The organism is Streptomyces sp. CB01373 (genome assembly GCF_002803075.1).
Lineage (GTDB): Bacteria > Actinomycetota > Actinomycetes > Streptomycetales > Streptomycetaceae > Streptomyces.
Genome location: NZ_NNBK01000003.1, coordinates 281,691 through 300,759, shown reverse-complemented (window position 1 = coordinate 300,759; position 19,069 = coordinate 281,691). Strand labels below are relative to the sequence as shown.

16 protein-coding genes are annotated in these 19,069 nt (G+C 71.0%); 9 read left to right on the top strand and 7 right to left on the bottom strand.

What is annotated here, in order from left to right; all coding sequences use genetic code 11:
• Positions 1–78 precede the first annotated feature (78 nt).
• Positions 79–582 (bottom strand): hypothetical protein, encoded by a 504-nt coding sequence (locus CG719_RS06150; protein WP_100567450.1) that lies wholly within the window; start codon positions 580–582, stop codon positions 79–81.
• Positions 583–584: 2 nt separating this feature from the next.
• On the bottom strand, positions 585–1,778 hold the full coding sequence (locus tag CG719_RS06145; protein WP_442802710.1) for a molybdopterin-dependent oxidoreductase: 1,194 nt from the start codon (positions 1,776–1,778) through the stop codon (positions 585–587).
• A gap of 449 nt (positions 1,779–2,227) precedes the next feature.
• Between CG719_RS06145 and CG719_RS06140 the strand changes: the two genes are divergently transcribed.
• Positions 2,228–2,668: a GtrA family protein gene (locus tag CG719_RS06140; protein WP_234375457.1), complete on the top strand. Its 441-nt coding sequence runs from the start codon at positions 2,228–2,230 to the stop codon at positions 2,666–2,668.
• A gap of 645 nt (positions 2,669–3,313) precedes the next feature.
• Here the strand turns inward: CG719_RS06140 and CG719_RS06125 are convergent.
• Positions 3,314–3,736 carry a secondary thiamine-phosphate synthase enzyme YjbQ gene (locus CG719_RS06125; RefSeq protein ID WP_100567612.1) on the bottom strand — a complete coding sequence of 141 codons (423 nt, stop codon included), beginning with the start codon at positions 3,734–3,736 and terminating at the stop codon, positions 3,314–3,316.
• Between the two features lie 60 nt (positions 3,737–3,796).
• Between CG719_RS06125 and CG719_RS06120 the strand changes: the two genes are divergently transcribed.
• Positions 3,797–4,876, top strand: a complete 1,080-nt coding sequence (locus tag CG719_RS06120; protein WP_100567447.1) for an NAD(P)-binding domain-containing protein — start codon at positions 3,797–3,799, stop codon at positions 4,874–4,876.
• A gap of 51 nt (positions 4,877–4,927) precedes the next feature.
• Here CG719_RS06120 and mltG read toward each other — a convergent pair whose 3' ends face one another.
• Both mltG and CG719_RS06110 read right to left on the bottom strand, forming a co-directional pair.
• Positions 4,928–5,773, bottom strand: a complete 846-nt coding sequence (gene mltG / locus CG719_RS06115) for an endolytic transglycosylase MltG (protein WP_100567446.1) — start codon at positions 5,771–5,773, stop codon at positions 4,928–4,930.
• Between the two features lie 43 nt (positions 5,774–5,816).
• Positions 5,817–7,637: an ABC transporter ATP-binding protein gene (locus tag CG719_RS06110; RefSeq protein ID WP_100567445.1), complete on the bottom strand. Its 1,821-nt coding sequence runs from the start codon at positions 7,635–7,637 to the stop codon at positions 5,817–5,819.
• 117 nt (positions 7,638–7,754) lie between these two features.
• Between CG719_RS06110 and CG719_RS06105 the strand changes: the two genes are divergently transcribed.
• Entirely contained in the window at positions 7,755–8,210 is a 456-nt protein-coding gene (locus tag CG719_RS06105; protein ID WP_100567444.1) for a MarR family winged helix-turn-helix transcriptional regulator, read from the top strand.
• Positions 8,211–8,393: 183 nt separating this feature from the next.
• Here CG719_RS06105 and CG719_RS06100 read toward each other — a convergent pair whose 3' ends face one another.
• Positions 8,394–8,948, bottom strand: a complete 555-nt coding sequence (locus tag CG719_RS06100; RefSeq protein ID WP_376491772.1) for a L,D-transpeptidase family protein — start codon at positions 8,946–8,948, stop codon at positions 8,394–8,396.
• A gap of 526 nt (positions 8,949–9,474) precedes the next feature.
• Between CG719_RS06100 and CG719_RS06095 the strand changes: the two genes are divergently transcribed.
• The 4 genes from CG719_RS06095 to CG719_RS06080 all read left to right on the top strand — a co-directional run bounded on the left by CG719_RS06095 (position 9,475) and on the right by CG719_RS06080 (position 14,567).
• Positions 9,475–11,361, top strand: a complete 1,887-nt coding sequence (locus CG719_RS06095) for an ABC transporter transmembrane domain-containing protein (protein WP_100567442.1) — start codon at positions 9,475–9,477, stop codon at positions 11,359–11,361.
• The gene (locus tag CG719_RS06090; RefSeq protein WP_100567441.1) at positions 11,358–13,139 is read left to right on the top strand and encodes an ABC transporter ATP-binding protein; all 1,782 of its coding nucleotides are present in this window, start codon (positions 11,358–11,360) and stop codon (positions 13,137–13,139) included. The genes CG719_RS06095 and CG719_RS06090 overlap by 4 nt, the downstream gene beginning before the upstream one ends.
• A gap of 634 nt (positions 13,140–13,773) precedes the next feature.
• Positions 13,774–14,244: a DUF5709 domain-containing protein gene (locus tag CG719_RS06085; RefSeq protein WP_100567440.1), complete on the top strand. Its 471-nt coding sequence runs from the start codon at positions 13,774–13,776 to the stop codon at positions 14,242–14,244.
• Positions 14,245–14,294: 50 nt separating this feature from the next.
• On the top strand, positions 14,295–14,567 hold the full coding sequence (locus CG719_RS06080) for a type B 50S ribosomal protein L31 (protein WP_100567439.1): 273 nt from the start codon (positions 14,295–14,297) through the stop codon (positions 14,565–14,567).
• Between the two features lie 125 nt (positions 14,568–14,692).
• Here the strand turns inward: CG719_RS06080 and CG719_RS06075 are convergent, their stop codons facing one another.
• Complete coding sequence (locus CG719_RS06075; protein ID WP_100567438.1) at positions 14,693–15,487, bottom strand: metal-dependent hydrolase; 795 nt, start codon at positions 15,485–15,487, stop codon at positions 14,693–14,695.
• 145 nt (positions 15,488–15,632) lie between these two features.
• On the opposite strand from CG719_RS06075, the gene CG719_RS06070 reads away from it, so the two are divergent.
• Positions 15,633–18,146 carry a DEAD/DEAH box helicase gene (locus CG719_RS06070; protein ID WP_199836533.1) on the top strand — a complete coding sequence of 838 codons (2,514 nt, stop codon included), beginning with the start codon at positions 15,633–15,635 and terminating at the stop codon, positions 18,144–18,146.
• Positions 18,147–18,186: 40 nt separating this feature from the next.
• Complete coding sequence (locus tag CG719_RS06065) at positions 18,187–19,053, top strand: acyl-CoA thioesterase (RefSeq protein ID WP_100567437.1); 867 nt, start codon at positions 18,187–18,189, stop codon at positions 19,051–19,053.
• Positions 19,054–19,069: the final 16 nt, after the last annotated feature.

Sequence of the window (19,069 nt, the reverse complement as noted above, 5' to 3'; positions counted from 1 at the left end):
ACACCGGTCCGTGGCGGGTTCGCAGGGCGAGTGCGTAGGGGGCTCCCCCGGCGCAGGACGCCCCGTCCTCGTCGGTCGTCACGGTGCAGCGTCGCGACCTGGTGCGGGTCGTTCCTCGTCGGCGCGGGCGGCCCGCCGGACGCGGCGGAGCTTGAGAGCGAAGGCCACGGCGGAGGCGGCGAAGAGCACGGCGGTGATGGCCAGCCACCGGCCCAGGTAGACGTCCATGGACAACCGGGTGGCACCCGGGTAGGGGGTCGACAAGGCGAAGATGAGGGGGAACCAGACGAGCAGGAGCACACCGGAGAGAAAGGTCGGTACGCGGAGGTAGTTGATCCACGGTGGTTGTGGCATGCGGGTCGCGCGATGCCGCAGGACAGCGTGGGCCGACTGGTCGGCGAGCGAGTACAGGGGCAGCAGGATCAAGTCATGGAGGATCGCCGCGCCGACGAACCAGATCGCGACCTCGAGCGGGCGGACGGCGAACAGGCGCACCATGGCGTAGCCGGTGATCGCGAACGAGGCGATCAGGACGAGAAGGTGGAGGGGGCCGGAGCCGTACCAGCGGACGAAGCGTGCCATGGTCACGTCCTGAAGGTGAGCCGGTGCACCCACTTGGTGTTGTTCACGCCGGGGTTGGCCGGGACGATGACGCGGGCCGGGTAGCCGTGGTCGAGCGAGAGGTCCGCGCCGTTGACGCGCAGGGCGAGCAGCGATCGAGGGTCGTGGATCTGGTTGCCCCGCAGGACCACCGAGGTGTAGGGGCCGGGCGGTTGGACGGATTCCACCAGGACGCTTGCGGCGGCGGGGAGGCCCGCCAGGGCGGCGAGGTCGGTCAGCCGAAGGCCGCTCCACTGCTGGTTGGGGGTGGACCACCCTTCCACGCAGGCGATCGGCAGTGCGGCGGCATGCTGGGGCATCGCGAGAAGCTGTGCGCGGGTGAGGACGATCGTCGGACCGGGGCCGTGGATCTCCAGCCGCCAGCCGGGGCCGACGTGCGCGGGAGTGACGCCGACGGAAGCTGCCGTCTTGTTGATCTGGAAGCCGTTCGGGCCGCTGCCCGGAGTACGGTTGTGCGGCGCGAGAAGGGCGGTGCTCCGCAGCCAGCCGCCGATGCTCTGTCCTGCGGTGACCACGAGGAGGAGCAGCGATCCGCCCCCCACCATGGCGAGCGCGCCGCGCCGGGTCATCGTCGGCGGCGCGGGAGCGGTCGCAACCAGGCCGTCGGGGTCGGGGGGCTCGGGCCGTGTGTTGGCGAGGTCGGTGCGCAGTTCGGCTGCCAGGCTGCGGGAGCGCAGGGCGCGGGTCATCCGGCCGAGTCTGAGGCACACGTGGACGACGAAGGCGGCGATGAACACCCAGGCGCCGTAGAAGTGCAGGGTGTAGAAGGAGCCGGGGAAAACGTAGAAGAGCTGGATGTTGATGATGCCGGTGACGAATTCGAAGATCACCCCGCCGACCAGCATGAGCAGGGACAACCGCTCCAGTCCGTGGGCGACGGAGCGGACCGGCAGCCACTCGAACAGCTTCGGGATCACTGACCACAACTTGGCCAGCAGTACGGGCACGAGGACCACGCCGAGCGTCACGTGCACGCCCTGGGTCAGCCGGTACAGCCAGTACGGATGGGTGGGCCAGGCGAAGAGGTAGAAGCCCAGCAGACCCTTGCCCGGGGTCTGGTCATTGATACGGCCAAGTCCCGGGTTGTAGGAGGCGTAGGAGAGCATCCCGGTGACGAAGAGCAGCGGGATGCCGATCAGCAGCACCAGTCCGAACACGGACGTCAGCCAGGGCCCGCGGAGGGGACTGCGCCAGAAGCCGGGACGGAACGGTCCCGGGGGCGGAGGAGTCTGCTCGACCCGCCGCACGAGGGCCCGGGTACGAGCGGTCCCCTTGGCGGCCCGCGCCGCCGCGGCAGCGCGAACGCGCTTGAGGCACCCCTGCGTATGACCCTCGTCCGATCTCGGGCGCTGCGGCCCGCCGGAGCCCGGGGCCGGCGGCCGTTCGCCACTGCCCATCGGCTGCCTCCTCTGTCCAGGCCGACCCTCAAAGGGGTGGATCGAACCCCACCGCGCCATCGGTGCCCGTTAAGTCGGCAGCTACAAACTGGCACAGATCGGGTCGGCTTTCCCCGTCTGGCGTGCATGCGGGTGTCCGCCGCCAGCCGAACGGTTGAACCGGCGCTCCGCGCGGCTCGACGTTCGCACGGTGGCCTCATGATGGTGGGGTGCGACGCCTCAAGGCACGCCGCAACGCCTCCGACCGGCCCGGCCGCACCGTGCTGACCAGGGAAGTGTTCTGGTTCGTCGTGATCGGTGTCGCCTCCACGGTGGCCCAGGCCTTGCTGTACTGGGTTCTGCGCCACTGGTCGCCGCCCGTCCTGGCCAACTTCGCCTCCCTTCTTGTCGTCACCGTCCTCAACACGGAGGCCAATCGCCGGCTGACCTTTCGCGGGTCCGCGGTCCCGGCCCCCCAGGCGCATCTGGCCGCGGGTGGCCTGTTCGTCCTGGCGTACCTGGTCACCTCGGGCGCCGTCCTGCTCTTCCGCCACTACCGGCCCGCCGCCTCACCAGCGGCGGAGACCCTGGTGCTCGCACCGGGCTTCGCCCTGGTGACCGTGGTGCGCTTCACCGTCCTTCGGATGGTCGTCTTCAGACGCCGCCGATGATCCCCCTCGCTCCCGATGCGGCCGACGGGCCTGCCCTCACACACCGTCCCGCCGCCGGTCCCCGCCGCCACGCGCCCGCGCCGGGACGGAGTGCACCGGCGAGCACCGTCGCGGGAGCCAGCCCGTACGCAGAGGCCTGGACGCCATGCCACCGCAGTGCGTCCACGACCCACAGCACCGCGCCCGCGACGGCGAGCCACTTCCGTCGGCCACCCATGGCCACGAAGGCCCCGACAAGCAGCGCATACCATACGGACCACGAGCCGTCGGCCGTTCCCGGTTGCGTCCAGGGAAGTGGTGTACGGGTTCGATCTGATCCAGGGGTTTGTTCCGGTGTCGGCATGAGGCCCGCAGTTCCGTCTACGCGCCCCAGGCCTCCATGGTGAAGCGGTTCTCGTCGACCTGGTCATCCAGATCCCACGGACCGTCATGGCCGTAGGTGACGAGTAGCCGGTGTTGAGGCAGTCCACGACGTTGCGGCCGAGCCGATCCACGGCTGCAGCCACCAACCCGTCGTACGGACCCCTACGCGAAGCCAAGGGCCCAGTTTCGGCCGGGTCATCGGGTCGGTGGCGCCCGACACCTCCCAGCCGATGGCCCCGACAGACGCGGCGGCAGTCACGGCCACCCCCAGAATGATCTTGGTCACCCCAGGAAGCTCAGCCGCACCTGACGGTTGGGATTGTCCCTGTTCGTGTCCACCAGGCACACCGACTGCCATGTGCCCAGTTCCAGGCGGCCGCCGAGGACCGGGACGGTCGCGTGGGGCGGCACGATGGCGGGCAGGACGTGGTCGCGGCCGTGGCCGGGGCTGCCGTGGCGGTGCTGCCAGCGGTCGTCGGCGGGCAGCAGGGTGTGCAGGGCGGTGAGGAGGTCGTCGTCGCTGCCCGAGCCGGTCTCGATGATCGCGATGCCGGCGGTGGCGTGCGGCACGAACAGGTTCAGCAGGCCGTCCCGGCCGGCCGCGGTCTCCTGGAGGAAGGCCTCGCAGTCACGGGTGAGGTCGACGACCGTCTCCCGGGAACCGGAGGCCACGTTCAGCACTCGGGTGGTGAAGGCAGGTGACATGTCCTCCATCCTCCTCGATCCCCGGGGAAGAGCGGCGCATCCGGCGCGGTTGGGAGGAACGTGAACACCCTTCGTGAGGTCGACGTGGTCGTCGTGGGCGCCGGTCAGGCGGGTCTGTCCAGCGCCTATCACCTGCGGCGCACCGGCTTCGAGCCGGACCGCGACTTCGTCGTCCTCGACCGCCCCGCGGGTCCGGGCGGTGCCTGGCAGTTCCGGTGGCCGTCGCTGACGTACGGCAAGGTGCACGGTATGCACGCGCTGCCGGGGATGGAGCTGACCGGCGCCGATCCCGCGCGACCGTCGTCGGAGGTCGTCGCCGCGTACTTCGCCGACTACGAACGCGCCTTCGACCTGCGCGTTCGGCGGCCCGTGGAGGTCACCGCGGTCAGGGAGGGACCCGGCGGGCGGCTGCTCGTCGAGACCTCCGACGGCACCTGGGCGACGCGGGCGCTCATCAACGCGACCGGAACCTGGGACCAACCGTTCTGGCCGCGGTACCCGGGTCAGGAGACCTTCCGCGGGCGGCAGTTGCACACCGCGCAGTACGCCGGCCCCGAGGAGTTCACCGGACAGCGCGTGGTCGTGGTGGGCGGCGGCGCGTCCGGCACCCAGCACCTGCTGGAGATCGCCCCGTACGCGGCCGCCACGACCTGGGTGACCCGACGGCCGCCGGTCTTCCGCGACGGCCCGTTCGACGAGGACGCGGGGCGTGCGGCGGTGGCCCTGGTCGAGGAGCGGGTGCGGCAGGGGCTGCCGCCCAGGAGTGTCGTCTCGGTGACGGGACTTCCGCTGAACGACGCCGTCCGGCAGGGGCTGAAGGACGGCGTCCTGGACCGGCGGCCGATGTTCGACCGGATCACCCCCGACGGGGTGTGGTGGGCGGACGGGCAGCAGGTGACAGCCGACGTCATCCTCTGGGCGACCGGGTTCCGGGCCTCGCTGCGCCATCTGACACCGCTCGGGCTGCGCGAACCGGGTGGCGGCATCCGGGTGGACGGCACCCGGGCGGTCGCCGATCCCCGGATCCATCTGGTCGGCTACGGCCCTTCGGCCAGCACGATCGGCGCCAACCGGGCCGGCCGCGCCGCTGTCCGGGACATCAGGCGCCTGCTGGAGGAGGAGCCGGCCGCCGCGGCGTGACCCGTGCGAGCCCCCGCGGCGTGAGCGGCGTCCGCCGCGGCCGGGCACGGCTCACTTCGCGGACTGCGGAGCGCCCCTCAGGCGGGCGTTGAACTCCGCCACATTGCGCTGGTGCTCGGAGTAGTCGGCGGTGAAGCGCGTGTCGCCCGGCTTGACGGTGACGAAGTACAGCCAGTCGCCCTGGGCGGGGTTGGCCACGGCGCGCATGGCCTCCTCGCCCGGATTGTCGATGGGCGTCGGCGGCAGCCCCATGCGCTGGTAGGAGTTGTAGGGGCTGTCCAGCCGGGTGTCCTCCGTGGTCATCCGGACCGTGCTGCGGTTGAGGGCGTAGTTGAGGGTGGAGTCCATCTGCAGCGGCATACCGCGCTCCAGCCGGTTGAAGACGACGCGGGCCACCTTGTTCATGTCGGCCTTCGAGGCGGCCTCGGCCTGGACGATGCTCGCGATGGTGATCGCTTGGTACAGGTTCATGGAGTTGCGCTGAGGCCCGGCGGCGACCGGAGCCGTGTTGAACCTCTTGTTCGCGGTGTCGACCATGTAGGACAGCAGGGACTGCGGGGTGCTCTTCTCGTCCAGGGGATACGTCGCCGGGAAGAGGTAGCCCTCCGGGTTGCCCTCGGCGGAGCTCGGCAGGTCCAGGTGGGCGCCGGGGATCGACTGCTTCGTGGTGCCGGGGGCCAGGGCGAGGGCCTTGTCGATGGCTGCGTAGACCTGGCCGGACCGCCAGCCCTCGGGGATCACCAGCGTGCGGGGGCGTGCCGGGGTGTCGTCGTGGTGGAGCGTCAGCAGCGGCACCGCCACGGCGGTGCCGGCCAGTGCGGACCCGGTCAGGACCAGGACCAGACGTCCCCGGCGTGTCAGTCGGGTCGTTCTCCGTGACGGAGTGTTCCTCTGCATGCGGGCACGGTAACCCCCAAAGGACCGCAAACCCGGCATATCGTCAGCTTGTCGGCTCCAGTTGCGTTGCCGGCTCCAGTTGTGCGTCCCGGCGGACCAGGGCGGCGTAGCGTCCGTCGAGCTCCAGCAGCTCCTGGTGCGTGCCGCGTTCGGCGGGCCGCCCGGAGTCGAGGACCACGATCTGGTCGGCGCCGCGGACGGTGGACAGACGGTGCGCGATGGTCAGGGTCGTCCGGTTGGCGGACAGGGCGTCGATGGCCTCTTGCACGGCGGCCTCCGTACGGGTGTCCAGGGCGCTGGTGGCCTCGTCGAGGATGAGGACCGGCGGGTCGCGCAGGATGGTCCGGGCGATGGCCAGGCGTTGCTTCTCACCGCCGGAGAAGCGGTGGCCGCGCTCGCCGACGACCGTGCCGTAGCCGTCGGGCAGGGCCGCGATGTGGTCATGGATCTGCGCCGCCCGCGCCGCCGCACGCAGTTCCTCGTCGGTGGCGCCCGGCTTGGCGAAGCGCAGGTTCTCGGCGACCGAGGCGTGGAAGAGGTACGTCTCCTGGGAGACGACTCCGACCGCGCGGGCGAGGGTGTCGAAGTCGAGGTCGCGCACGTCGACGCCGTCGATGGTGACGCGTCCGCCCGTGACGTCGTACAGCCGGGGCACCAGGTAGCCGAGCGTGGACTTGCCGGCGCCGGTCGGGCCGACGATCGCGAGGCTGCTGCCCGCGGGCACGGTGACGTCGATGCCCTCCAGGATCGGGCCGCTCTTGTCGTCGTAGCGGAAGTCGACGTCCTCGAAGCGCACCTCGCCCTTCACCTGGTCGAGGTGGACCGGCCGCTCGCGCTCGGTGATGTCGATCGGCAGGTCCAGGTACTCGAAGATGCGCTGGAACAGCGCGAGGGAGGTCTGGATCTGCACGCCGGTGGACAGCAGGCTGACGGTCGGCCGGAACAGGCCCTGCTGGAGCGAGACGAAGGCGACGATCGTACCGATGGACACCTGCGGTCCGCCGAACTGGAGGGCGACACCCGCGGTCCAGTAGATGACGGCGGGCAGGGCGGCCATGACGATCGTGATGACGGCCATGCGCCAGCGCCCGGCCATGTTCGACCTCACCTCGAGGTCGACCAGGCCTTCCGACTCCGCGGCGAAGGACTCGGTCAGCGAGGCCGAGCGGCCCATCGTGCGACCGAGCAGGATGCCGCTGACGGAGAGGGATTCGGTGACCGTGGCGGCGATCGCGGCCATCTGCTTCTGCCGCTGAGTGGTGATCTTCTTGCGCTCGTTGCCGACGCGGCGGCTGATCCACACGAACACCGGGAGCAGCAGCAGTGAGACGACCGTGAGCCGCCAGTCGAGGGCGACCATCGCGACGATCGTGGCGACGACGCTGGTGACATTGGAGACCAGCGAGGTGGCAGTGGACGTGACGGTGGCCTGCATGCCGCCGATGTCGTTGGCGATGCGGGACTGCACCTCGCCGGTGCGGGTCCGGGTGAAGAAGGCCAGGGACATGCGCTGGAGCCGCCCGTAGACGGCGGTGCGCAGATCGTGCATGACGCGCTGGCCGACGGTCGTGGAGATCAGCGTCTGCAGCACGCCGAAGACGCTCGTGAGGACGGCGCTGAGGATCATGCCGAGCGCTAGCAGGCTCAGCAGGCCGGTGCGGCCCTGCGGGATCGCGACGTCGAGGATCTCCTTCAGCAGGAAGGGCGTGGCGACGGAGACCAGCGAGGCGGCTCCCACCAGCAGGCCCACGATCGCCAGACGGCCCCGGTAGGGGCGGAAGAGGCGCAGGATCCTGCGGACCTGCCGCGGCTGCTCCCTGGCGTCGGCCGGTGGGGTCCAGAGGGGTTGATGGTCGGGATGCATGGGCTCCTACGGGTGTGAGTGGGTGCCGGACCGCTGGTGCGACCTGGCGGTGGACATCCGAGCCTAGCTCACTGTTACCTATACTCACAATGAACGAGGTCCTGATATTGTTCCCGCATGACCTCCCCCGACGCCGACGGTCTCCTCGCCGACCAACTGCTGCGGCTCACCCGCCGGCTGCACCGCATCCAGAAGCGGCACCTCGAAGAGCGCGCCCTCGGCATCACGCCGGCCCAGTCGCGGCTGCTGCGTACGCTGGCGCACTTCGGCGAGCCGCCCCGCATGGCGGATCTCGCCAAGTCGCTGGAGGTCGTGCCCCGAGCGGTGACCACACTGGTGGACGGCCTCGAAGCGAACGGCAAGGTGCGCCGGGCCCCCGATCCGGCCAATCGCCGGGTCATCCGCATCGAACTCACCGACGACGGGCGCACGGCCCTGCGAGAGCTGCACCGCGCCCGCCGGGCCGCGGCGGAGGAGATCCTGGCGCCCCTGACGGGCGAGCAGCGCGAGACGCTCGGTGGACTGCTGGATACGCTGGTGGGCACGGTGCCCGCCCAGGGGCGCGGCTGCTGAACCGTACCTTCGGCACGTCGGCGCCGGTCCGCATGCGCTGCGCCAACGCCGGGGCGAGCCCGGCGCGTTGACACCGGTGCGAGCACAATGGGTCGACGCGGGAGAGAGTGCGGGGCGGCTTGCGCGCACGGCGCGGGCTGGAGCACACGCGTCCCTTCGCCTACCGCACGGCCGATGCGGCGGCTACAGCCGCAGATTGGCCTTGTCCCCCATGACGATGACGGGCTTGTCCTTCGGATCGAGCCTGCGGAGCAGGTACTCCATCGCGGACTCCGGAACACTCACGCAGCCCAGCGTGCCGTCACCGTGGTCCAGGTGCAGCCATATGCCGCCACCCTTGCTCTGGCCCAGCGGACGGGTCGGATCGTCCGGGCGGGTGCCACGCAGACGGTTGTAGTCGATGGCGATGACGTAGTCGAAGTCATGCCAGTGCGCTTCCTCCCAGTAGAAGGGGGAGATGAAGGCATCCTCGTCCTGCGTGTACGGAAGCCGGGTGCCCGGGTCGTCGAGGACACCGCCGGCGTCGGAGAGGGTGAACACTCCGACCGGGCTGCGCTCGTCGTTCTCCCGGTGCTCGATCGCCCAGCCGCGCTTGCCGTTGTGGGCCGGCCAACTCATCTGCGGCTCCCACTTGGCGCCATGCTTCTCGTAGAGCACGAGCGTGGAGTCGGGGGAGGTCTTGTCGTCGCCGAAGACCGCCACTATCTGCCGTGCGCCGACGGGTATCCGCTGCCACATGCGGTCCCCGATCCCCGGAACCCGGGACTGCACCACAGGCGGGCTGGGCCGGGCGGTCCCTGTCGGGCCGCCCGGTCTGGGTATGTCGCCGTAATGGTGGACCTGGTCCGGCGTTCCGCCGCACGCGGCCACCGCCGCCAGAAAGAAACCACAGGTCGCCGCAGCGACCATCGCACGCCTTGCACCGCGAGTCTGCATGTCCTCATCTTGACCAGGAGGCACGACGTGATCTAGTCGAGATTGGTCCAAATAGCCTTATCTCCTTACTGTTAGGGCATTGCACTCTTCAACTCCTGGTCAGAGACCCTTGGCGCGAAGGCCGAAGCACGGCAGTTCCGGACATCCGAGATCTCGGCAGCGAAACGACCCATCCCGGGCATCCGAGGCGTCGGCAGCGAAACGGCCAATCCCGAACCCCCGTACGGAAAACCGCTTGCTCTCGACCGCTTCGCGACGCCAGGCTGTCACGGCTCGCCCGCCGCCCTGGGGGCAGCGCTCCGCCACTGACACGAGCCACTGGGACGTCATGCAGATCCAAGACCTTCCGTATCCCGATCCAGGGGTTCCTGACGCACGCTCGGGTCCCCGACTCCTGTGGTGGCTGGGCCGGAACCAGCTGGGCGGTCAGCTGAAGGCACTGGCATGGGGGCTGCTGCACTTCGCCTCCGTCTCCTCCCTGCCGTTCTGCGTCGGCCTCGCCGTCCAGGCGGTCGTCGACCGTTCGGGTGCCGGGCTGGCCCTCGCCGGCGGACTGCTGGCGGTGGCGTGTGCCGGCAACGCGCTCGGCGACACCTACCTGCACCGCGCGGCGGTCACCAACTGGATCACCGCCGCCGCCCGCGTCCAGCAACTGCTCGCCCGCAAGGCCGCCGGGCTGGGCTCCGGACTGACCCGGCGGGTGGCCGCCGGCGAGGTGGTCGCCGTCTCCACGGCCGACGTCGAGAAGATCGGCTGGTTCGTGGAGGCCGTGTCCCGGTTCACCGCGGCGGCCCTCACCATCGTGCTGGTCTGTATCGCCCTGCTCGTCTACCAGCCCGCACTGGGCGTGGTCGTCGCCGTGGGGCTGCCCGCGCTGGCTCTCGCGGTGCTGCCGCTGCTGCCCCGCGCGACCCGGCGCGCCGATGTCCAGCGGGAGAAGGCGGGCCGCGCCACCGAACTGGCCTCGGACACCGTCGCCGGACTGCGGGTGCTGCGCGGCATCGGCGGGGAGGAGCTGTTCCTCGACCGCTACCGGCGCGCCTCACAGGAGGTGCGGCACGCCGCCGTCCGCAGTGCCCGCATGTGGTCCCTGATCGCCGCGATCCAGGTCCTGCTGCCGGGCCTGCTGCTGATCGGGGTCGTCTGCTACGGCGTCCATCTGGCCCGCGCGGGCCGGATCAGCGTGGGCGAACTCGTCACCGTCTACAGCTCCGTCATGGTCCTCACCTATCCGCTCCGGCACTTCGTCGAGATCGCCATGGCGTACTCCTTCTCCCGCCCCTCGGCCACCCGGGCCGCCCGAGTGCTGTCCCTGGAACGGGCCACCGACGGGACCGGGACACGGGCACCCTTCGTGCCGTCAGGTGATCTGCACGACCCGGCGACCGGCCTTCGGGCACCGGCCGGACAGCTCACCGCCGTGGTCTGCGGCGACCCGGACTCGGCAGGCCGCTTGGCGGAACGGCTCGGCGGCCACCCCACCGAGCCGGGCACCTCGGCGCGGCTCGGTGGCATACCGCTGGACGAGTTGCCGCTCGGCTCCGCGCGCACCGCCGTCCTGGTCCAGGACAAGGACCCCGTACTGCTGTCCGGATCGCTGCGCGCGCTGCTCGACGTGCCCGCCTCGGGGAAGGTCACCGCCCGGGAGGCACTCACCGCCGCCCAGTGCGACGACGTGCTGGACGCGCTCGCGCAGTCGTCGCCGGCCGCCGAGGACCCGATGGACGTCCGGATCACCGAGCGCGGCCGGTCCCTCTCCGGCGGCCAGCGCCAGCGCCTGGCTCTGGCCCGGTCACTGATCACCGACCCGGAGGTGCTCGTCCTGGACGAACCGACCTCCGCCGTCGACTCCCACACCGAGGCGCGGATCGCCCAGGGCCTGCGTGACCTGCGGACCGGACGCACCACGGTGGTGTTCACCTCCTCGCCCCTCCTCCTGGACCACGCCGACCGGGTGGTGCTCGTCCACGAGGGCACGGTCGCCGCGGTCGGTGTGCACCGGGACCTGCTGCACACCGAGCCCCGGTACCGCGCGGCGGTGACCCGGGAGACCGACGAGGAACGCGCCGCGCACGGCCTGCTCGACGACGGCGGCAGACTGCGGGCCGCACCGGAACGCCGGCCGGACGACGCGCCGCGCGACGACGAGGCCGCCCCGCGGGAAGCCACTGAAGAGGCCCTGGAAGAGATGGATGAGATGGAGGAGACGGCGTGATCGGCATGGCGCCCCCCGCCTACGACCCGGCGGCCCCGACGACGGCCGACACTCTGCCCGTCGGCTCCGCCTCGACCGTACGGTCCTATGTGACCGAACTGCTGCGCCGGCACCGGCGTGACTTCGTCCTGCTCATCACCGTCAACACCGCTGCCGTGGTGGCCTCCATGGCCGGTCCCTGGCTGCTGGGCGGTCTGGTGGAAGGGGTGTCGGACCGCACCCGCGAACTGCATCTTCCCCTGACCGCAGCGCTGTTCGTCCTCGCGTTGCTCGTCCAGGCGGCGTTCGTACGGGAAGTGCGGCTGCGCGGGGCGATGCTCGGCGAGCGGATGCTGGCCGACCTGCGCGAGGACTTCCTCGTCCGGTCGGTGGGCCTGCCGCCGGGCGTGCTGGAACGGGCGGGCACCGGCGATCTGCTCTCCCGCATCACCACCGACATCGACCGGCTCGCCAACGCGATGCGGGAGGCCGTGCCGCAACTGGCGATCGGGGTCGTATGGGTGGCGCTGCTGCTGGGCGGTCTGATCGTGACCGCACCACCGCTCGGCGCGGCCGTGCTGCTGGCCGTGCCGCTGCTGGTGGTCGGCTGCCGCTGGTACTTCCGGCGGGCGCCGTCCGCCTACCGCTCGGAGGCCGCGGGCTACGCCGCCGTGGCCGCCGCGCTCACCGAGACCGTCGACGCCGGGCGCACCGTGGAGGCACACCGCCTCGGCGAACGCCGCGTCGCCCTGTCGGAACTCCGGATCACCCAGTGGACCGCGTGGGAACGCTACACGCTCTGGCTGCGGTCGGTGCTCTTCCCGGTCATCAACGTCACCCACGTCACCGTGCTCGCCTCGGTGCTCATGGTCGGTGGCGTGTTCGTCCTGCGGGGCTGGATCGGGGTCGGCCAGCTGACGACGGGCGCCCTCATCGCGCAAATGCTCGTCGACCCGGTGGGGCTGATCCTGCGCTGGTACGACGAGTTGCAGGTGGCGCAGGTGTCGCTGGCCCGGCTCGTCGGGGTGCGCGACATCGAGCCGGACGCCGGGGACGACTCCCTGGCCCCCGCCGGCCGTGACGTCGACGCGGACCGGGTGCACTTCGGCTACCGGGAGGGCGTCGACGTACTGCGCGAGGTCTCCCTGAAGGTCGCCCCGGGCACGCGGCTGGCCCTGGTCGGCCCGTCCGGCGCCGGGAAGTCCACGCTGGGCCGCCTGCTCGCCGGGATCTACGCGCCCCGGGACGGCCGGGTCGCGCTCGGCGGCGCCGAACTCTCCCGGATGCCCGCCGAGCGCGTCCGCTCCCATGTCGCCCTCGTCAACCAGGAGCACCACGTCTTCGTGGGCTCCCTGCGCGACAACCTGCTGCTCGCCCGCACGGACGCCGTCGACGCCGAGCTGTGGGCGGCGCTGGGCGCGGTCGACGCGGACGGCTGGGCCCGTGCCCTCGACGACGGTCTGGACACCGAGGTCGGCTCCGGGGGTCTTGCCCTCACCCCGGCCCAGGCCCAGCAGATCGCCCTCGCCCGGCTGGTCCTGGCCGATCCGCACACGCTGGTCCTGGACGAGGCGACCTCGCTGCTCGACCCACGTGCGGCCCGGCACCTGGAGCGGTCCCTGGCCCGCGTCCTGGACGGCCGCACGGTCGTCGCGATCGCCCACCGGCTCCACACGGCCCACGACGCCGACGTCATCGCCGTGGTCGAGAACGGCCGCATCAGCGAGCTGGGCAGCCACGACGAACTCGTCTCGGCGAACGGCGCCTACGCGGCGCTGTGGCGCTCCTGGCACGGGTGACCGCACGAAGGCTCCACCCCCTGGGGCCCGGCGTTCCGCCCATGACACGGACCGCGAGCCGCACCACCGCACGGCATGCGGCGCACGGTCCGTGTCGTTCGCGGTGGCGGATGCGGTGAACGGAGTGGGGACGGGCGCGGTGAGGGGCGCGAGCTCGAGCGCGGCCGACGGGACCGGTTCCACCGCGGTGACCGGTGTGGCCGGCGGGTCCGGCGCAGACGGAGCGGCCGGCTCCAGCCCGGTGACCTGAGCGGCGGTGGAAGCAGCGGCCGGCAGGGTGACAGGCGGGGTCGGGGATCCGGCTCCGTCGCGGTGACCGGCGCGGTGACGAACGCACTCGCCAGGACCGGTGAGGTCGCCGGTGCCGGCCGCGCCCCGGTGACCGGCGCGGTGCCAGGCCCCACGGCCGGGGCGGGGTCGGGACGGGACCGGCGGTGGACAGGGCGTCGGCCGGGCTGCGCGGCCGGTGCCGTTGCGCGGTGCCGAACAGCGGTGGAAGGCTGGAAAGCGGAAACGGCTCGGGGAGCACCCGGGAACCGTTCGGTTCGTGCCGGTGCCTGCTGCGCCCCGTGCACCGGCGGCCGTACATCGGCCGCGGAGAGAACGGGCCCGTCCCCACCACCTGGAGGTACCCGTGGACAGCGCCGACGGATGGGGAGACGACGTCTACCAGCCCGACGACTCCGAGGTCAGGGAGGACACGGGAGTGCTCGACCCGGAGGACACGCTGATGAACGACGGTGTCGACGACCCCTTGGACCGTGGCTGGTCGCCGCCGGAGCGGCCGTGGGCCGTGGAGCACACCGGCGTGACCGCCGAGGAGCGCCACCAGGGCGAAACCCTGGACCAGCGTCTCTCCGAGGAAGTGCCCGAACCGGCCGCCTGGGACGGCGACGACATGGGCGATTGCGAGGACACCGACGGGGAACTCCTGGACAACGAGGTCGGTACCGCCCGCTCCGGCCGTCTCGTCGCCCCCGACGAGGGAGCGCACGAGGACGACGAGAGCGCCCTGGTCGCCACCGACGTGGGCATCGACGGCGCGGCCGCCTCCGCCGAGGAGGCCGCGATGCACGTCGTCGACGAGGAAACCCCTCAGGACTGACCCGGCCGCCCGCGTGCCGTCACCCTCTCCCCGCCGCACGAGGAGCATTCATGCAGCAGGACAAGCACCCCGACTACCACCCCGTCGTCTTCCGGGACCGCGCCGCCGGGTACGCCTTCCTCACCCGGTCCACCGCGAGCAGTGAGCAGACCATCGAATGGGACGACGGCGCGACCTACCCGGTCGTGGACGTGGAGATCTCCTCGGAGAGCCACCCCTTCTACACCGGCAAGGCCCGCACGGTGGACTCGGAGGGCCGGATCGCCCGGTTCGAGCGGCGCTACAGCGGCGGTCAGGCTCCCGGAGGCGACGGAGGCGCCTGACCGGCCACGGGAGGCAGGACGGCCTCCCCGGCCGGGGGCCGGACCGGACGAGCGGGACGGACGGGACCGGGGCCCCGGCGGGACCACCGCACGCCGTCCGCCTCGAGCCCCGCTGAGCGTGTGCCTCAGTTGATGTTCAGCGCGACCACGCAGCCCAGTCCACCGATCACCATGAACGCCGGCATCAGCACCTTGAGCTCGACCCAGTCGCCGGCCCGGAACCGCATCGCCTTCGGCGGCCCGATGGGGTACCAGCGCCTGCGGCCTATGGGTATCGGCCACAGGATGGGGCACCCGGAGACGGTCAGCGCGTCCCCGAGGTCGTGCATCAGCGCTCCCAGCACGATCGGCAGGCCCAGCCACAGGTACTCCTGGCCGGGAGCGGTGAACAGCCAGTCCGAGCCGTTGCCGGGCTGGTCGAGGATGTCCGCCAGGATCCAGGCACTGGTCCCGGCCAGCAGCCAGACCAGGACCGCGCTGCTCGAGCCGCGGGCCGCCCGCCACAGCAGACCCTCGATGGCCAGCACCATGTGCACGAAGAGAATGCCCAGCACCGCCCAGCGGCCCCCGGTGATCGCCAGCACGGAGGTGCCCGCCCCGATCAGCACCGCCCACAGCCAGGTGTGCGTCAGCGTACGGTGCCCGCCGGATCGGCGCGGGTCTCCCTTCATCCGCGTCGCCTTGTAGACGGTGTAGGACAGCTTGTCGACGATCTCGCACAACGCGTGCGAGACAGGTCCGAAGGCCCGCGAGATGGTGGCGGCCTTGTGGTCCAGGTCCGGGGCGAGCGCGGCCCCCGCGCAGATCAGCGCACCGACCAGCAGGACCGGCCAGGGCATCGGGTGCCCCGCCGCCGAGACCGCCGCTCCGACGCCGAGCCAGGCCGCCGCTCCCGACAGTGAGTGTGCTGGTCCCATCATGGCCGTTGCCCGCCCCATTCCTCTTGCGCCGCTGTCCAGTTGACCTGGTGTGCCGATGTACTGCCGGCGACACAGCGTAGCGTTCGTGATCTTCGGTCGGGCATCCGATTCCCGTCTCGGCCGGGGTGCCAGGCAAGATGGGGGCGTGACCCTCATCGATCAGCTCCCGCCGACCGCCGACCCCGACGCCCTGTACGAGGCCTTCGAATCCTGGGCGCAGGAGCGCGGTCTTACGCTCTACCCCCACCAGGAGGAGGCGCTGATCGAGGCGGTCTCCGGAGCCAACGTGATCGTGTCGACGCCCACCGGGTCCGGCAAGAGCATGATCGCCGCCGGCGCTCACTTCGCCGCGCTGGCCCGGGACGAGGTCACCTTCTATACGGCACCGATCAAAGCGCTGGTGTCGGAGAAGTTCTTCGAACTGTGCAAAATGTTCGGCACCGAGAACGTCGGCATGCTCACCGGCGACGCCTCCGTGAACGCCGACGCACCCGTCATCTGCTGCACGGCGGAGGTCCTCGCGTCGATCGCCCTGCGCGACGGCAAGGACGCCGACGTCGGCCAGGTCGTCATGGACGAGTTCCACTTCTACGCGGAGCCCGACCGGGGCTGGGCCTGGCAGATTCCGCTGCTGGAACTGCCGCAGGCGCAGTTCGTCCTGATGTCGGCCACGCTCGGCGACGTCTCCTTCTTCGAGAAGGACCTCACCCGCCGCACCGGGCGCCCCACCGCGGTGGTCCGCTCGGCGACCCGCCCGGTCCCCCTGTCCTACGAGTACCGGCGCACACCGCTGACCGAGACGCTCACCGACCTGCTGCAGACGCGCCAGGCACCGGTGTACATCGTCCACTTCACCCAGGCGCAGGCCGTGGAGCGGGCACAGGCGCTGATGAGCATCAACATGTGCTCGCGCGAGGAGAAGGAGCAGATCGCCGAGCTGATCGGCAACTTCCGCTTCACCACCAAGTTCGGCCGCAACCTCTCCCGCTACGTCCGGCACGGCATCGGCGTCCACCACGCCGGCATGCTGCCCAAGTACCGGCGTCTGGTGGAGAAGCTGGCGCAGGCCGGTCTGCTGAAGGTGATCTGCGGCACGGACACGCTCGGCGTGGGCGTCAATGTGCCGATCCGTACGGTGCTGTTCACCGCGCTGACCAAGTACGACGGCAGCCGGGTACGCACGCTGCGCGCCCGTGAGTTCCACCAGATCGCCGGCCGGGCCGGCCGCGCGGGCTACGACACCGCGGGCTTCGTCTGCGCGCAGGCCCCCGAGCACGTCATCGAGAACGAGAAGGCCCTCGCCAAGGCGGGCGACGACCCGAAGAAGCGCCGCAAGGTCGTCCGCAAGAAGGCACCGGAGGGCTTCGTCGGCTGGGCGGACAGCACCTTCGACAAACTCATCGCCTCGGAGCCCGAGCCGTTGACCTCCCGCTTCCGCGTGACACACACGATGCTGCTGTCGGTGATCGCACGGCCCGGCAATGCATTCGAGGCGATGCGGCGCCTGCTGGAGGACAACCACGAGCCGCGCAAGCAGCAACTGAGGCACATCCGACGGGCGATCGCCATCTACCGCTCGCTGCTGGACGGCGGCATCGTGGAGAAGCTCGACCGGCCGGACGCCGAGGGCCGCATCGTCCGGCTGACCGTCGACCTCCAGCAGGACTTCGCGCTCAACCAGCCGCTGTCCACCTTCGCGCTGGCCGCGTTCGAGCTGCTGGACCCCGAATCGCCGTCCTACGCGCTGGACATGGTGTCCGTCGTGGAGTCCACGCTGGACGACCCGCGGCAGATCCTCGCCGCCCAGCAGAACAAGGCGCGTGGCGAGGCCGTGGCCGCGATGAAGGCGGACGGTGTCGAGTACGAGGAGCGCATGGAGCGTCTCCAGGAGATCACGTACCCCAAGCCGCTGGAGGAACTGCTCTTCCACGCGTACAACACCTACCGCAAGAGCCATCCGTGGGTGGGCGACCACCCGCTGTCGCCGAAGTCCGTGATCCGCGACATGTACGAACGGGCCATGTCCTTCACGGAGTTGGTCTCCTTCTACGAGCTGGCGCGCACCGAGGGCATTGTGCTGCGCTACCTGGCCAGCGCGTTCAAGGCCCTGGAGCACACCGTCCCGGACGACCTGAAGTCCGAGGACCTCCAGGATCTGATCGCCTGGCTCGGCGAGATGGTGCGCCAGGTCGACTCCAGTCTCCTGGACGAGTGGGAGCAGCTGGCCAACCCGGAGGTGATGACCGCGGAGGAGGCCCAGGAGAAGGCCGACCAGGTCAAGCCGGTCACCTCCAACGCGCGCGCGTTCCGAGTCCTGGTCCGCAACGCCATGTTCCGCCGCGCCGAACTCGCCGCCCTCGACCAGGTCGGGGAGCTGGGCGAAATGGACGGCGAGTCCGGGTGGGACGCCGAGACGTGGGGCGAGGCGATGGACAAGTACTGGGACGAGTACGACGACCTCGGTACCGGTCCCGACGCCCGCGGACCCAAGCTGCTGGTGATCAAGGAGGATCCGCAGAACGGGCTGTGGCGGGTGCGGCAGATCTTCGACGACCCCGCCGGCGACCACGACTGGGGCATCAGCGCCGAAGTCGATCTCGCCGCGTCCGACGCCGAGGGCCGCGCGGTCGTCCGTGTGACCGACGTCGGTCAGCTGTGAGCCGACGTCGACCCGTTCTGAACTCAGGAGTCTCCCACCCATGACGAACCCGGCCGAAAGGCTCGTCGACCTGCTCGACCTGGAGCAGATAGAAGTCAACATCTTCCGCGGTCGCAGTCCGCAGGAGTCCCTCCAGAGGGTCTTCGGCGGCCAGGTGGCCGGCCAGGCGCTGGTCGCCGCCGGACGCACGACGGACGGGGAACGGCCGGTCCACTCGCTGCACGCGTACTTCCTGCGCCCGGGCCGGCCGGGTGTGCCGATCGTGTACCAGGTGGAGCGGGTACGGGACGGGCGGTCCTTCACCACCCGCCGGGTCACCGCCGTACAGCAGGGCCGGACGATCTTCAATCTGACCGCCTCCTTCCACAAGCCTGAACAAGGGAGCTTCGAGCACCAGATGCCGGCGGGGCGCGAGATCCCGGAGCCGGAGTCCCTGCCGACGGTCGCGGACGAGATCCGGGAGCATCTGGGCACACTGCCGGAGCAGTTGGAGCGCATGGCACGGCGGCAGCCGTTCGACATCCGGTACGTGGACCGGCTGCGCTGGAGCACCGAGGACGTCAAGGAGGCCGAACCGCGCAGCGCCGTGTGGATGCGCGCGGTGGGACCGCTCGGTGACGACCCGCTCGTGCACACCTGCGCGCTGACCTACGCCAGCGACATGACCTTGCTGGATGCGGTGCGCATCCCGGTCGAGCCGCTCTGGGGGCCGCGCGGCTTCGACATGGCATCACTGGACCACGCCATGTGGTTCCACCGGCCGTTCCGTGCGGACGAGTGGTTCCTGTACGACCAGGAGTCGCCGATCGCGACGGGCGGGCGCGGTCTGGCCCGCGGGCGCATCTTCGACCTTCAGGGGCGCCTGCTCGTGTCGGTCGTCCAGGAAGGCCTGTTCCGCGCGGTGTAGGCGGACACGAGGACCC

Bases quoted from the DNA above. Each gene is read 5' to 3' on its own strand.
- CG719_RS06075 (WP_100567438.1), bottom strand. From the start codon at position 15,487: ATGATGGGACCAGCACACTCACTGTCGGGAGCGGCGGCCTGGCTCGGC.
- CG719_RS06150 (WP_100567450.1), bottom strand. From the start codon at position 582: ATGGCACGCTTCGTCCGCTGGTACGGCTCCGGCCCCCTCCACCTTCTC.
- CG719_RS06080 (WP_100567439.1), top strand. From the start codon at position 14,295: ATGCAGCAGGACAAGCACCCCGACTACCACCCCGTCGTCTTCCGGGAC.
- CG719_RS06125 (WP_100567612.1), bottom strand. From the start codon at position 3,736: ATGTCACCTGCCTTCACCACCCGAGTGCTGAACGTGGCCTCCGGTTCC.
- CG719_RS06095 (WP_100567442.1), top strand. From the start codon at position 9,475: ATGCAGATCCAAGACCTTCCGTATCCCGATCCAGGGGTTCCTGACGCA.
- CG719_RS06110 (WP_100567445.1), bottom strand. From the start codon at position 7,637: ATGCATCCCGACCATCAACCCCTCTGGACCCCACCGGCCGACGCCAGG.
- mltG (WP_100567446.1), bottom strand. From the start codon at position 5,773: ATGCAGAGGAACACTCCGTCACGGAGAACGACCCGACTGACACGCCGG.
- CG719_RS06100 (WP_376491772.1), bottom strand. From the start codon at position 8,948: ATGTGGCAGCGGATACCCGTCGGCGCACGGCAGATAGTGGCGGTCTTC.
- CG719_RS06065 (WP_100567437.1), top strand. From the start codon at position 18,187: ATGACGAACCCGGCCGAAAGGCTCGTCGACCTGCTCGACCTGGAGCAG.
- CG719_RS06105 (WP_100567444.1), top strand. From the start codon at position 7,755: ATGACCTCCCCCGACGCCGACGGTCTCCTCGCCGACCAACTGCTGCGG.